The following is a 13,539-nucleotide window of genomic DNA, read 5'->3' as shown; positions in this document are numbered from 1 at the left end:
TATACATGCGTGTGTGAGATAGAAGAGACGCTGTACCCACTGTACCAACTGTACCCATAAACCTCACCTTTACGCCGCTCAAGTTCACCTTTACACGGCCCAACCTCACCTTTGCTTATGTCACTTCACCTCTTCCAGATAAAGCACACGGCTCGAATAGTCGTTCTGCTTGTGATAGTCCACCTTATGGTTGTAGGGAATCTCCAGCCCGTTTGCCATGAGGTAGGCACCACTGAAACTCTTTCCTTCGTAGTTCAAGGGAACATTATCTATACGGTTCAGTTCATGCACCCGGTATTGCTTGTCGGCACAGAGCCCTGCCATCTTCACACGCGGCAGGTGCTGGTTACAGAAATGTTCCGTCTTCCACCAATAGAAGACTGCCTTGTCCTTCTCCGGAGCCACGTACATCAGAGAAGCCACACCTTGCTTGTCATAAGGAGAGAGCAGGCGGTAAATGTCTCCCAACTGTACTACGGGACGAATGGTCTTGTACTCGGCAATGGCATTCTTGCAAAGAGCCTTTTCTTCTTCCGTCATATTTTTGGGCTGGATTTCCATACCCAAACGACCACTCATGGCAACGTCTATCCGATATTTCAGAGGGATGGTGCGGAACGTCTGATGATTGGGGGCAGCACTGATATGCGATGCCATAGCGATGGCGGGGAAGAAATAGGAAGTTCCCCACTGCATATAGACACGTTGCAGGGCATCGGTATTGTCGCTTACCCAGAACTCGTCGAAGTAAGGCAGCACTCCGTAGTTGGCACGACCGCCGCCACTGGCACATGCCTGGATGGTAAGGTCGGGATATTTGGCACGGATGCGCTGGCAGATTTTCTCGAAGCCGCGGTGGAATTCGATGTACATGTGGCTCTGATTATCCTTCGTCAGATATTGCGAACCGTGGTTCTGGACAGACATATTGGCGTCCCACTTGATGTAATCTATTTCAGGATAAGAGGTCATCAGGTTGTCTACCACACCGAAAACGAAGTCCTGCACGGCAGGATTGGCAAGGTCAAGCACTACCTGCGTGCCGCCGCGTCCCAACACAACGTCACGTTCGGAAGCTTTAAGTACCCAGTCGGGATGCTTCTCGTAGAGTTCGCTGGTAGTGTTCGCCATCTCCGGCTCAATCCAGATGCCAAACTTGACGCCATGTTTCTTGGCATCACTCAGCAAGCCTTCAATACCGTTCGGAAGCTTGTTCTTGTCCACCACCCAGTCGCCGAGTGATGAGCTGTCGTTCTTACGGGGATACTTGTCGCCAAACCAGCCATCGTCCATCACGAACAACTCGCCACCCATGGAGGCAATGTCCGCCATCATTTGGTCCATACCTTGCTGGTTGATGTCAAAGTACACGCCTTCCCAACTATTCAAAAGAATCTTGCGGGGGGTAGTGCCGTGCGCCAGTTTGTGCAGGCGTGCCCAGCGATGGAAGTTACGGCTGCCGCCACTCAAGCCTTCATTACTATAAGTCAGGGCAAGTTCGGGAGTGCGGAAAAGCTCGTCCTTCTTCAAGGAATAAGTAGAGTTCTCTTCGTTGATTCCGGCAAAGAAATGGTGGTATTCATCATCGTGTGTCTCAATGCGGAGTTTGTAGTTGCCGCTGTAACAGAGGGCTGCACCAATCACGTTGCCCGTGTTCTCCTGCGGACGGCCGTCAAGGGAGAACATCACTTCGGCATGGTCAGTATGGGAATTGCGCACACCGTCCTTATTCTTGATAACCTTCATGCCCGGAGTGAGAGGTTCCTGCGTCAAAACCCCTTCATTGGCCCAGGAACCGGAGAGATGGGACAGCCATACATCGCCACGGCGGATGGGCAGATAGCCGGAAGCAAACTGATTGAGCACCACCGGCTTCTTCTCCTGATGGGAGATTTCAGTCCAGGATTCTATCACGTCGGCATCCTGCCAGGCACGGTAACAGACGTTGACGAAGAAGGGATACACCTTATCCTTCAGTGCCACGACAGTCGTCACGGCATTCCCTTCCTTTTCGGTAGTCACGTTCAATACTTCGAGCTGGAGGGTCATGTTACCGTCGGCATGCTTCACAGCGAGGGCCGTCTCCACGGGAGCATTCAATCCATATTCGGGATAGGCTGCATGGTTCGCTTCTGCCGCAGAGATATTCTGCAAGTCGGCTTCAGAAAGTCTGTTACCATAATACAAGTGTCTCAGTGTACCGCCTTCAGGAGCCGAAAGCACCAAAGAGGTTTTCGGAGTGGATACACATACGTTTTGAGCCAACAAACTGCCGGTCAGCAGCAGTACTCCAAAGAGGAAATTTGTTCGTTTCTTGAAATTCATGCTTTTCTTGTTTAGATTCTATATTCATTTAGCTGTGCGCAAATGTAGGCGTTTCCCCGAAGATAAAATAGTATCATTTTATCATATCCTTATACAAATTCTATTTCCGGCTGACAATTGTCCCCGTGGCTTGGTTGGCAGGCATCACCAGCACTTCCGCAATCTGGATATGCTCGGGGACGGCAGCGGCGAAATAGACCACTTCGGCTATATCGTCGCCGGTCAGTGGGCGTATACCTTTATATACATTATCGGCCGCCTCCCGGTTACCACGGAAACGGACGACGGAGAAATTGGTTTCCACCAACCCCGGCTTGATATTCGTTACGCGTATCGGGGTATCCACCAGGTCGATGCGGAGTCCGTCGGAAAGGGCCTTGACGGCAGCCTTGCAGGCACAGTACACACTGCCTCCCGGATAAGCGTAATCTCCGGCAATGGACCCCATATTGATAACGTGACCACGGCCTCGCTCCACCATACCGGGAACCACGAGGCGGGTCATGGCAAGCAAGGCTTTCACGTTAGTGTCGATGACAATGTCCCATTCATCCAGGTTACCTTCATGTTCCTTGTCCACCCCAATGACGAGTCCGGCATTGTTCACCAGTATGTCTACCGCCTTCCATTCCTCCGGAAGGGATTCGAGGGCGGCATGGGCAGCCTGCCGGTCGCGGACATCGAAAGGAAGCAGATACACATCGGCTCCATATTTCTCCAACAATTCTTTCTTTACAGCATTCAGTTTCTCCACATTACGGCCATTGAGTATAAGCCGGTAACCGTTCATGGCAAATTTACGCGCGCAGCCTTCCCCTATTCCCGAGGAGGCTCCGGTGATGAGTACAATCTTCTTTTCCATCATGTTATTAAGTTTTAATATCAATACTGCCAACAAAGGTATTACTTATTATTTTAACTTCATAGGAATAATGAATTTTAGAGTAAGGCGAAAAATCCCGATAAATTATGTAACTTTGCACCCGCTTTTTGAAAGCCCGAGAAACTGTTTTGATTTTATTTCAGCTTTCTTCTGAGATTTGTTTAATTCGTTTGGATAAAGTAAAAGACGCTTATGCAAAAGTCCGATTGCATCATCGGTGTGGAGCACGTATCGAAATTTTTCGGAGATAAGGCCGTGCTGAATGATGTGAATTTGTCTGTCCGTAAGGGCGAGTTTGTAACAATACTGGGACCGTCCGGCTGCGGAAAGACAACTCTGTTGCGCCTCATTGCAGGCTTTCAGACAGCCTCGGAAGGAGTGATAACCATTGCCGGAAAGGACATCACACAGACACCGCCGCACAAGCGTCCGGTAAACACCGTGTTCCAGAAGTACGCCCTCTTCCCCCACCTCAACGTGTTCAACAACATTGCCTTCGGGCTGAAGCTGAAGAAGCTGCCCGGTGCCACCATCGAGAAGAAGGTAAAGCAAGCCCTGCGCATGGTGGGCATGACGGACTATGAGGACCGCGACGTAGACTCCCTCTCCGGCGGGCAGCAACAGCGCGTAGCCATTGCCCGAGCCATCGTCAACGAACCCGAAGTGCTGCTACTGGACGAACCCCTTGCCGCCCTGGACCTAAAAATGCGCAAGGACATGCAGATGGAGCTAAAGGAGATGCACCAGAAGCTGGGCATCACCTTCGTATATGTGACCCACGACCAGGAAGAGGCACTGACCTTGAGCGATACCATCGTCGTGATGAGCGAAGGACGCATCCAGCAAATAGGCGTGCCGACGGACATCTACAACGAACCCATCAACTCCTTCGTAGCAGACTTCATTGGTGAAAGCAACATCTTGAACGGAGTTATGATAAAGGATAAAGCCGTCACCTTCTGCGGACACGAATTTGAATGCGTGGACACGGGATTTGGCGAGCAGATGCAGGTAGACGTAGTGATTCGCCCCGAAGACATCTACATCTTCGATGTATCCGACGCCGCACAGCTGACGGGGACCGTAACCAGCTGCATCTTTAAAGGCGTACACTACGAAATGCTGGTGCAGACGCGCGAAGGCTACGAGCTGATGGTGCAGGACTACCATGCCTTCGAGGCAGGACGCGAAGTCGGCCTGCTGGTGAAACCCTTCGACATCCACGTGATGAAGAAGGAACGCACCTGCAACACCTTCGAGGGAAAGCTGGTGGACGAGACGCACGTAGACTTCCTGGGCTGTAACTTCGAGTGCCTCCCCGTGCAGGGCATCGAGCCGGGCAGCGCCGTGCAAGTGGAAGTAGACTTCCAGCACGTCATCCTCGAAGACAACGAAGAGGACGGCCGTCTGACGGGTGAAGTGAAATTCATCCTCTACAAAGGGAACCATTACCACCTGACCGTGTTTACGGACTGGGACGAAGACATCTTTGTCGACACCAACGACGTGTGGGACGACGGCGACCGCGTAGGTATCACCATCGCCCCTCAAAATATACGGATTGTTCAATCTCTTAATAAGGAAGGAAGTGCTCAATAAGTTATCCCATTTCTTCATGCGCCGGCGCAACTGGACGGTACCCTACGCGCTGTTTCTGCTTGTATTTGTCATAGTACCGCTGCTGCTCATCGTGCTCTATGCCTTTACGGACGACGGAGGGGCGTTTACGTTGGCCAACTTCCGCAAGTTCATGATGCACCCCGAAGCGATGAACACGTTTGTCTACTCCATCGGAATAGCCGTTATCACCACGCTGGTCTGCCTGCTGCTGGGCTATCCGGCAGCGTATATCCTGAGCCAGAAGCAATTCAACACCTCACGCACCATGGTGGTGCTGTTCATCCTCCCCATGTGGGTGAATATCTTGATACGTACGCTTGCCACAGTGGCGCTGTTCGACTTCCTGAACCTGCCGCTGGGCGAAGGTGCCCTTGTGTTCGGTATGGTCTACAACTTCCTGCCGTTCATGATATACCCCATTTACAACACCCTTCAGAAGATGGACCACAATCTGATTGAGGCTGCGCAGGACTTGGGAGCCTCTCCTACCCGCGTATTCGGCAAGGTGATTCTGCCGCTCTCCATGCCGGGAGTGATGAGCGGCATAGTGATGGTGTTTATGCCTACGGTTTCTACCTTTGCCATTGCCGAGTTGCTGACAATGAACAACATCAAACTGTTCGGCACCACGGTGCAAGAGAATATTTACAACGGAATGTGGAACTACGGTGCCGCCCTCTCGCTCATCATGCTGCTGCTGATAGGCATCACCATCCTCTTTACCAACGAGGAGGACGGGGCATCGAATGAAAGCGGAGGTGTGATATGATGACACGAATCTTAACCCGCGGCTACTTGTGGCTGCTGCTGGCGTTGCTCTACTCGCCCATCTTAATTATTATGATATTCTCCTTCACGGAGGCAAAGGTGCTGGGCAACTGGACGGGGTTCTCCACCAAGCTGTACAGCTCCTTGTTTACGGGCGGGATGCACCACTCGCTGATGAATGCTATCTGGAACACATTCGCCATTGCCCTGCTTGCTGCCACCGCCAGCACGGCGCTGGGCAGCATTGCAGCTATCGGCATCTTCAATCTGCGCTCGCGCACACGGCAGGTAATGAACTTCGCCAATGCCATCCCGATGATGAATGCAGACATTATCACCGGTGTGTCGCTGTTCCTGCTGTTCGTCAGCTTCGGCATATCGCAAGGATTCACCACAGTGGTACTGGCACACATCACTTTCTGCACGCCCTACGTGGTGCTCAGCGTAATGCCCCGGCTCAAAAAGATGAACCAGAATGTCTACGAGGCGGCACTCGACCTGGGCGCCACACCGTTCCAAGCACTGCGCAAGGTTATTCTTCCGGAGATATTTCCGGGTATGATAAGCGGATTCATCCTTGCTTTCACGCTCTCCATCGACGACTTTGCCGTGACCATCTTCACCATCGGCAACCAGGGGCTGGAAACGCTCTCCACCTACATCTACGCCGATGCGCGCAAAGGTGGACTGACGCCGGAACTGCGGCCACTCTCCACCATCATCTTCGTGACGGTGCTGGTGCTGCTGATTGTAATCAACAAGCGGGCCGAACGGACGAAAAACGATTGATGTGAGTGATGAGTTATAAGTTATCAATTGTCAAGAACAAGATGATGAAAAGGATAATAAACATACTGATTCTACTGTGCTGTATCGCATTCCTCTCTTCTTGTGGAAACTCCACAGAAGAGCGCAGCCGTGTACTGAAGATATACAACTGGGCGGACTACATCGATGAAGATGTGCTTGCCGAATTTCCCGACTGGTACAAGCAGCAGACGGGCGAAGACCTCCGTATCATCTACCAGGTGTTCGATATCAACGAAATCATGCTCACCAAAATTGAGCGCGGGCACGAGGACTTCGACGTCGTATGCCCCTCGGAGTACATCATCGAACGTATGCTTCGCAAAGACCTCCTGCTACCCATCGACCGCAACTTCGGCCACACGCCGGACTATATCCCCAACGTGTCGCCCTACATTCGCCACGAGCTGAACAAGACCTCGCAACCGGAACGCCAGACCGAGGACTATGCCGTACCCTACATGTGGGGCACCGCTGGCATCCTCTTCAACAAAAAGTTTATTACCGCCGAAGAGGCCGGCACATGGGATATCCTCTGGGACTCCAAGAACCGAGGCAAAATACTGATGAAGGACAGCTACCGCGATGCCTACGGTACCGCCATCATCTACGCCCACGCCCGGGAGCTGGCCGACAGCACCGTCACAGTAGAGCAACTGATGAACGACAACTCCCCGCAGGCCATCGCCCTGGCCGAGCAACGCCTCAAGGAGATGAAACCCAACATCGCCGGCTGGGAAGCCGACTTCGGCAAAGAAATGATGACCAAGAACAAGGCGTGGATTAACTTCACCTGGAGCGGCGATGCCGTCTGGGCCATCGAGGAGGCCGATGCCGTGGGTGTGGAACTGGACTACACCGTCCCCCGCGAAGGCAGCAACATCTGGTACGACGGCTGGGTAATCCCCCGCTACGCCCGCAACGTGAAGGCGGCAAGCTATTTCATCAACTACCTCTGCCAGCCTTCCGTGGCACTGCGCAACATGGATGCTATCGGCTACGTCAGCGCCGTAGCCACACCGGAAATCATGGAGGCCAAGACCGATACCACGCTCGACGTGCACTCCGACCTCAGCTACTTCTTCGGCCCCCTGCCCGGAGCCGACAGCCTGCAGATAGACCCGGTCCAGTACCCTGACCGCTGTGTAGTGGAACGTTGCGCCATGATACGCGACTTCGGCGACCGCACGGAACTAGTGCTCGAGATGTGGAGCCGCGTGAAAGGTGACAATCTCAACACAGGCATCGTGCTGCTCATCTTCGCCGTTTTCGGTCTGCTCTTCATCTGGCTGGTATATGCCAAGATACGAAAGTACAAGCAGAAACGCCGCCACCGTCTCCGCAGAAAGCGGAAAAGGGGATGAGCAACACATTGTTTACCTAAAAACCCGTCAACGTGCAAGGAACAAAGAATCTGACACAAGGCCCCATCAACCGCCAGCTTTTCACGCTGGCAATGCCCATCATGGCCACCTCGTTCATCCAGATGGCCTACAGCCTGACGGACATGGCATGGGTAGGGCGTCTGGGCAGTGAGTCCATGGCTGCAGTAGGTGCGGTAGGCATACTGACGTGGATGTCCGGCTCCATCGCCTTGCTCAATAAAGTGGGCGCCGAAGTCAGCGTAGGCCAGTCCATCGGTGCACGCAGCGAAGAGGACGCACGCAGCTTTGCCTCGCACAACATTACGATTGCCCTGCTCATCTCCGTCTGCTGGGGAGGCCTGCTCTTTCTTTTCGCCCGCCCCATCCTGAACATCTTCGAGCTGAAACAGCATATCACGGACGCCGCCGTGACTTATCTGCGCATCGTGTCGACGGGACTGCCTTTCATCTTTCTCTCCGCTGCCTTTACGGGCATCTACAACGCGGCAGGACGAAGCAAGATTCCGTTCTACATCAGCGGGACGGGACTGATAATGAACATCGTCCTCGACCCTCTGTTCATCTTCGGCTTCGGTTGGGGAACAGTGGGCGCGGCACTTGCCACATGGCTTTCCGAAGCTACAGTATTCGGCATCTTCGTCTACAAGCTCCGGGGGAAAAGCGCCGTGCTCGGAGGTTTCTCCTTTATCGTTCCGCTGAAAAAGAAGTACACCCGGCGCATCTTCAAGCTCGGGCTGCCCGTGGCTACGCTGAACACGCTATTTGCCTTCGTCAATATGTTCCTCTCGCGCACCGCCTCGGAGCAGGGAGGACACATCGGACTGATGGCATTCACCACCGGCGGACAAATCGAGGCCATCACCTGGAATACTTCGCAAGGATTCTCCACGGGGCTGAGCACGTTCATCGCCCAGAACTATGCCGCGGGGCAGAAGTCGCGCGTGAAGCAAGCATGGCGCACCACCATGTGGATGACGGGCGTATTCGGAAGCCTCTGCTCACTACTGTTCATCTTCTTCGGCAGCGAGGTGTTCTCTATCTTCGTACCCGAGGCCGAAGCCTACCGTGTGGGTGGAGATTTCCTCCGCATCGACGGCTATTCGCAAATGTTCATGATGATGGAAATTACCATGCAGGGCGTGTTCTACGGACTGGGACGGACAGTGCCGCCTGCCATTGTCAGCATCGGATGCAATTACATGCGTATTCCGGTGGCGTTATTGCTGGTGCACATGGGTATGGGAGTGGATGCCATCTGGTGGGCAGTAAGTGGAACGACCGTTGCCAAAGGTCTTATACTGACAGCCTGGTTCGTCCTCATCAAAAGGAAAATTCTCTAAAAAAGGACAGAACTGGCGAACTTTAGAAAGAAGAATATGGTTATTATATACATAAATTTGCAACATTAAAGATAAAGTCAACTTTTAAAGAAAAAGAGTTATGAAGAAGATGAAATTTACAGTATTACTTTTGTGCGGCGCATTGCTGCTGGGCAGTTGCGGCACAATGAACAACAAGGCCAAAGGTGGAATAATCGGCGGTGGCTCCGGTGCAGCAGCAGGTGCCATTATCGGCGGACTGATAGGTAAAGGCAAGGGGGCAGCCATTGGAGCTGCGGTAGGTGCTGCAGTAGGTACGGGTGCCGGCGTTGCCATCGGACACAAGATGGACAAGAAGGCTGCCGAAGCTGCCAAGATTGAAGGCGCCCAAGTGGAGCAGGTGACGGATGCCAACGGCTTGCCGGCTGTCAAAGTATCCTTTGCGGCAGGTATTCTTTTCGGCTTCAACTCCGCAGCACTGAGCAACGAGGCAAAGGCTTCCCTGCGCGAACTCGCACAGATTCTGAAGGAAGACCCGACAACCGATATCGCCATCATCGGCCATACCGACAAAGTGGGTACTTACGAAGCCAACATGAAAGTTTCCAAGAACCGCGCCTATGCCGTAGAGAACTATTTGCAGGATTGCGGCGTATCTCCGGCCCAGTTCAAGAAAGTGGAAGGCGTGGGATACAACGAATACGACGAAAGTCTGTCTGCCGACCAGAACCGACGCGTAGAGGTATATATGTATGCCAGCGAACAGATGATTAAGAATGCGGAGGCAGCTAATTAATATGGTAAAGTGATTAATGTGTTAATGTGCCAATATGCATATTGGCACATTAACACATTAATCACATTGGCACTCTCTCCATGAAACTCCCGAAGCCTTTGCGGTTCCTCCGCAACATCATATTATTCTTCTTTATTTCCACTATCCTAGCGGTAGTGGCTTATCGTTTTGTACCCGTCTACATCACGCCACTGATGGTTATTCGCAGCGTGCAACAGGTCTTTAAGGGTGAAAGTCCATGCTGGCACCACACTTGGGTATCTTCCGACAAGATATCCCCTCACCTGCCTATGGCCGTCATTGCCTCGGAAGACAACCGGTTTGCCACACACAACGGATTCGATTTCATCGAGATACAGAAAGCGATAAAGGAGAATGAAACAAGAAAACGGAAACGGGGCGCAAGCACCATCAGCCAGCAGACGGCAAAGAATGTATTCCTATGGCCCCAGTCTTCCTGGGTACGTAAAGGACTGGAAGTCTACTTCACCGTACTGATAGAATTCTTCTGGTCCAAAGAACGTATCATGGAGGTCTATCTCAACTCCATCGAAATGGGAAAAGGCATCTATGGCGCACAAGCTGCCGCCAAATACAAGTTCAAGACTACAGCAGCCAAGCTCTCTGCCGGACAGTGCGCACTAATAGCGGCAACATTGCCCAACCCCATACGCTTCGACTCAGCACACCCCTCCCCTTACATAAAGAAAAGGCAAGGACAGATTCTACGATTGATGAAACTGGTACCCAAATTCCAGCTAAATGAGAAGCGGACAAAAGAATAAGAAGAGGATGTATCAAAACAGTTAATAGCACACAGATGACACATCCTCCTTTAATTTTTAATTCTTAATTTTTAATTAATACGCGTGTCCTCCCTCTTCCATCTCCTTCGCATCAATCTTGCGATTGTCGATACTGCGCCAAGCGTAGAAGATGTAGGCAAGAACGAAAGGAACAAGGATAGAGACATAAGCCATAACCTTCAGTGTGAACTGGCTCGAGCAACTGTTTGCCAACGTGAGTGAGCTTTGCAGGTCGTGGGTAGACGGATAATAGGCCGTATTGTTATAGCCTGCCACAAGCAGCAGTGCCAATACCGTAAGCACCGTCCCTGCACCGGCAAACCAGATACCCTTGTCGAATGCCGGCTTCCACAGCGTGCGGATAATGCCCCAGAGCACAGCCACCACACCAACCAGGAATACAAGCAGCACTACTGGCATCTGCAGGAAGTTCGTCAGATACTTGTAAGGTTCCATGAACACCTCTCCCGTTTCCGGGCGTACAGCATAGCCGTCGGCAAGCAACGTGCGGATGACGAAGGCCAGGAAGAATACCAGGAACAACGCCGTATTTCCCCAAAGTGCCCGGCGGCAGCGTTTCACCAAATCATCCTCATTGATATTATTAATAAAATAAAGCGCTCCCAAGATACGTGCCAGGAAGAACACAGCCAGCCCCAGCACCACATTCCACGGATTAAGCAACGCATCCAACCCATGCCAGCCGTTAGCCCATTGGCTGATAACCGGCATTGCCGCATCTGCGATATTCCCTTTATTGATATAGAAGTTAGACCCCGTGAAGAACGTGGCCACTGCCCCACCCAGCAATACCGGACCTACCACTCCGTTTATCACCAGGAACGTGCGATACGTTGTCTTGCCCAGCAGATTTCCCGCCTTCGACTGAAACTCGTAGCTGACAGCCTGCAACACAAAGCTGAACAGAATAATCATCCACAGCCAATAGGCCCCTCCGAAACTGGTACTATAGAACAACGGAAACGAAGCAAAGAACGCACCTCCAAACGTGACGAGCGTTGTAAACGTGAACTCCCACTTCCGTCCCGTAGAATTAATCATCATCTTCTTCTGCTCCTCCGTCTTCCCCAGACAGAACAGAAGCGAATTACCTCCCTGCACGAACAGCAGGAATACCAGTAGTGCTCCCAGCAAAGAGACTACAAACCACCAATAGTGTTGAAGAAATATATAAGCATTCATTGTGAGTTATGAGTTATAAGTTATGAGTTATGAGTTATGTGACGGTGTGTGCGTTTCGGTTTCAGGACCTTTGCGAATAGCCTTCAGCATAATTCCCACCTCAGCAATCAGCATGACAGTGAAAAGTACCAGGAAAATAAAGAACGTGGTCTGCACGGAGCCTACATCCAGCTTAGAGATGGCGGCACTCGTGGGCAGCATATCTTGGATGGCCCACGGCTGACGACCACACTCGGCAACCACCCATCCGGCTTGTCCAGCCAGATAGCCCAGCGGAATGGTGAGCATAGCCACCCAATGCATCCATGGCATCCGCGACAAGTCTTTCTTATAGGCCAGGAACAGCACCACAATAAAGAAGAGGATGAAGTATCCACCCAACATCACCATCACACGGAACATGTAGAACGTAAGGGACACATTGGGCACCAGCTCGTTCACGTCCTTGATATAACCATAACCGAAATAGGCTACATTATCTTTCAACACTTTGGCAGCCACCTCTGCATCTGCCTCATTGCCCGCAGCCTTGGCTGCACGATAGGCGGCAAACGCACCGATAGCCGTTTTTCCTTTTTCTATTTTCTCCTCTGCCGAAAGCGCTACGGTACCATCGCTCAACGGATATCCACCTTTCAGCAGGTCATTGATACCGGGAACAAAAGCATCCATCTTGCGCTCGGCAAGCAACGACAGCATCTTCGGAATTTCCACACGGAAAAGGAATGGGTCTACTCCGTCCTGCGGTGTCTGCTTGGCAGGATTCAGCAGCCCGAACGCTACCAATCCGGCACCTTGCCGCCCTTCATAATAGCCTTCCATAGCAGCCAGCTTCATCGGCTGCTTTTGCGCCACCTGATAGCCCGAGCCATCACCCGTCCAGGCAGAGAGCACAGCGGCACACAGACCTACCCATGCGGCAATCTTTACACTTGCCAGCGCAAATTTCTTCTCGCGCTTCTTCCACAGATACCAGCAGCTTACGCCTACTACAAACACGGCAGCCAGCACCCAGCCGGACAGCACGCTATGGAAGAACTTATTGACAGCCATCGGCGAAGTTGCCACAGCCCAGAAGTCCACCATCTCGTTGCGTGCCGTATCGGGATTGAACTCCATACCTACGGGATTCTGCATCCACGCATTGGCAACCAGAATCCACCAGGCAGAAATCGTGGCGCCCAGCCCCGTGAGCCAAGTAGATGCCAGGTGGAAACGCTTGCTCACCTTATCCCAGCCGAAGAACATGACGGCGATAAACGTTGCTTCCATAAAGAAAGCCAAAATACCCTCGATGGCAAGCGGCGCACCGAAGATGTCGCCCACAAACCAACTGTAATTACTCCAATTCGTACCGAATTCAAATTCCAGAATAATACCGGTTGCTACACCAATAGCAAAGTTGATACCGAAAATCTTCATCCAGAATTTGGCAGTACGTTTCCAAAATTCGTCACCCGTACGGTAGTACGCTGTCTCCATGATGCCCATAATTACCGCCAGTCCAAGTGTCAGCGGCACAAAAATCCAGTGATAGATGGCGGTCAAGGCAAATTGGGCTCTCGACCAGTCAATCAGGGAAGTGTCAATGTGTCCAAGCATAAGAATCAAGTTATGAGTTATAAGT

At 52.0% G+C, this 13,539-nt stretch carries 11 protein-coding genes; 7 read left to right on the top strand and 4 right to left on the bottom strand.

What is annotated here, in order from left to right; genetic code table 11:
• Window positions 1–120 precede the first annotated feature (120 nt).
• Window positions 121–2,325 (bottom strand): alpha-galactosidase, encoded by a 2,205-nt coding sequence (locus tag NQ510_RS11895; protein ID WP_005828091.1) that lies wholly within the window; start codon window positions 2,323–2,325, stop codon window positions 121–123.
• Window positions 2,326–2,425: 100 nt separating this feature from the next.
• Window positions 2,426–3,187 carry an SDR family oxidoreductase gene (locus NQ510_RS11890; RefSeq protein ID WP_034525612.1) on the bottom strand — a complete coding sequence of 254 codons (762 nt, stop codon included), beginning with the start codon at window positions 3,185–3,187 and terminating at the stop codon, window positions 2,426–2,428.
• Window positions 3,188–3,400: 213 nt separating this feature from the next.
• Here NQ510_RS11890 and potA point away from each other — a divergent pair, with 213 nt between their 5' ends.
• From potA to mtgA, 7 genes are all read left to right on the top strand, one after another.
• Complete coding sequence (potA, locus tag NQ510_RS11885) at window positions 3,401–4,807, top strand: polyamine ABC transporter ATP-binding protein (RefSeq protein WP_005828085.1); 1,407 nt, start codon at window positions 3,401–3,403, stop codon at window positions 4,805–4,807.
• A 16-nt stretch (window positions 4,808–4,823) separates the two neighbouring features.
• On the top strand, window positions 4,824–5,597 hold the full coding sequence (locus NQ510_RS11880) for an ABC transporter permease (RefSeq protein WP_005828083.1): 774 nt from the start codon (window positions 4,824–4,826) through the stop codon (window positions 5,595–5,597).
• Window positions 5,594–6,385, top strand: a complete 792-nt coding sequence (locus NQ510_RS11875) for an ABC transporter permease (RefSeq protein WP_005828082.1) — start codon at window positions 5,594–5,596, stop codon at window positions 6,383–6,385. The genes NQ510_RS11880 and NQ510_RS11875 overlap by 4 nt, the downstream gene beginning before the upstream one ends.
• A gap of 44 nt (window positions 6,386–6,429) precedes the next feature.
• Window positions 6,430–7,767, top strand: coding sequence for an ABC transporter substrate-binding protein (locus NQ510_RS11870; protein ID WP_175522695.1), 1,338 nt, complete (start codon window positions 6,430–6,432; stop codon window positions 7,765–7,767).
• A gap of 32 nt (window positions 7,768–7,799) precedes the next feature.
• On the top strand, window positions 7,800–9,128 hold the full coding sequence (locus NQ510_RS11865) for an MATE family efflux transporter (protein ID WP_005828079.1): 1,329 nt from the start codon (window positions 7,800–7,802) through the stop codon (window positions 9,126–9,128).
• 100 nt (window positions 9,129–9,228) lie between these two features.
• On the top strand, window positions 9,229–9,903 hold the full coding sequence (locus NQ510_RS11860; RefSeq protein ID WP_005828077.1) for an OmpA family protein: 675 nt from the start codon (window positions 9,229–9,231) through the stop codon (window positions 9,901–9,903).
• An 80-nt stretch (window positions 9,904–9,983) separates the two neighbouring features.
• Complete coding sequence (gene mtgA, locus NQ510_RS11855; protein WP_005828075.1) at window positions 9,984–10,688, top strand: monofunctional biosynthetic peptidoglycan transglycosylase; 705 nt, start codon at window positions 9,984–9,986, stop codon at window positions 10,686–10,688.
• 75 nt (window positions 10,689–10,763) lie between these two features.
• Here mtgA and NQ510_RS11850 read toward each other — a convergent pair whose 3' ends face one another.
• On the bottom strand, window positions 10,764–11,912 hold the full coding sequence (locus NQ510_RS11850; protein ID WP_005828073.1) for a cytochrome d ubiquinol oxidase subunit II: 1,149 nt from the start codon (window positions 11,910–11,912) through the stop codon (window positions 10,764–10,766).
• Window positions 11,913–11,939: 27 nt separating this feature from the next.
• The gene (locus NQ510_RS11845) at window positions 11,940–13,514 is read right to left on the bottom strand and encodes a cytochrome ubiquinol oxidase subunit I (protein ID WP_005828071.1); all 1,575 of its coding nucleotides are present in this window, start codon (window positions 13,512–13,514) and stop codon (window positions 11,940–11,942) included.
• Between the last annotated feature and the right edge of the window lie 25 nt (window positions 13,515–13,539).

The sequence above is a fragment of the Bacteroides uniformis genome (assembly GCF_025147485.1).
GTDB lineage: Bacteria > Bacteroidota > Bacteroidia > Bacteroidales > Bacteroidaceae > Bacteroides > Bacteroides uniformis.
This window is presented reverse-complemented; position numbering and strand designations above follow the sequence as displayed.

Bases quoted from the DNA above. Each gene is read 5' to 3' on its own strand.
- NQ510_RS11895 (WP_005828091.1), bottom strand. From the start codon at position 2,325: ATGAATTTCAAGAAACGAACAAATTTCCTCTTTGGAGTACTGCTGCTG.
- potA (WP_005828085.1), top strand. From the start codon at position 3,401: ATGCAAAAGTCCGATTGCATCATCGGTGTGGAGCACGTATCGAAATTT.
- NQ510_RS11890 (WP_034525612.1), bottom strand. From the start codon at position 3,187: ATGGAAAAGAAGATTGTACTCATCACCGGAGCCTCCTCGGGAATAGGG.
- NQ510_RS11880 (WP_005828083.1), top strand. From the start codon at position 4,824: ATGCGCCGGCGCAACTGGACGGTACCCTACGCGCTGTTTCTGCTTGTA.
- NQ510_RS11870 (WP_175522695.1), top strand. From the start codon at position 6,430: ATGAAAAGGATAATAAACATACTGATTCTACTGTGCTGTATCGCATTC.
- NQ510_RS11845 (WP_005828071.1), bottom strand. From the start codon at position 13,514: ATGCTTGGACACATTGACACTTCCCTGATTGACTGGTCGAGAGCCCAA.
- NQ510_RS11875 (WP_005828082.1), top strand. From the start codon at position 5,594: ATGATGACACGAATCTTAACCCGCGGCTACTTGTGGCTGCTGCTGGCG.
- mtgA (WP_005828075.1), top strand. From the start codon at position 9,984: ATGAAACTCCCGAAGCCTTTGCGGTTCCTCCGCAACATCATATTATTC.
- NQ510_RS11860 (WP_005828077.1), top strand. From the start codon at position 9,229: ATGAAGAAGATGAAATTTACAGTATTACTTTTGTGCGGCGCATTGCTG.
- NQ510_RS11850 (WP_005828073.1), bottom strand. From the start codon at position 11,912: ATGAATGCTTATATATTTCTTCAACACTATTGGTGGTTTGTAGTCTCT.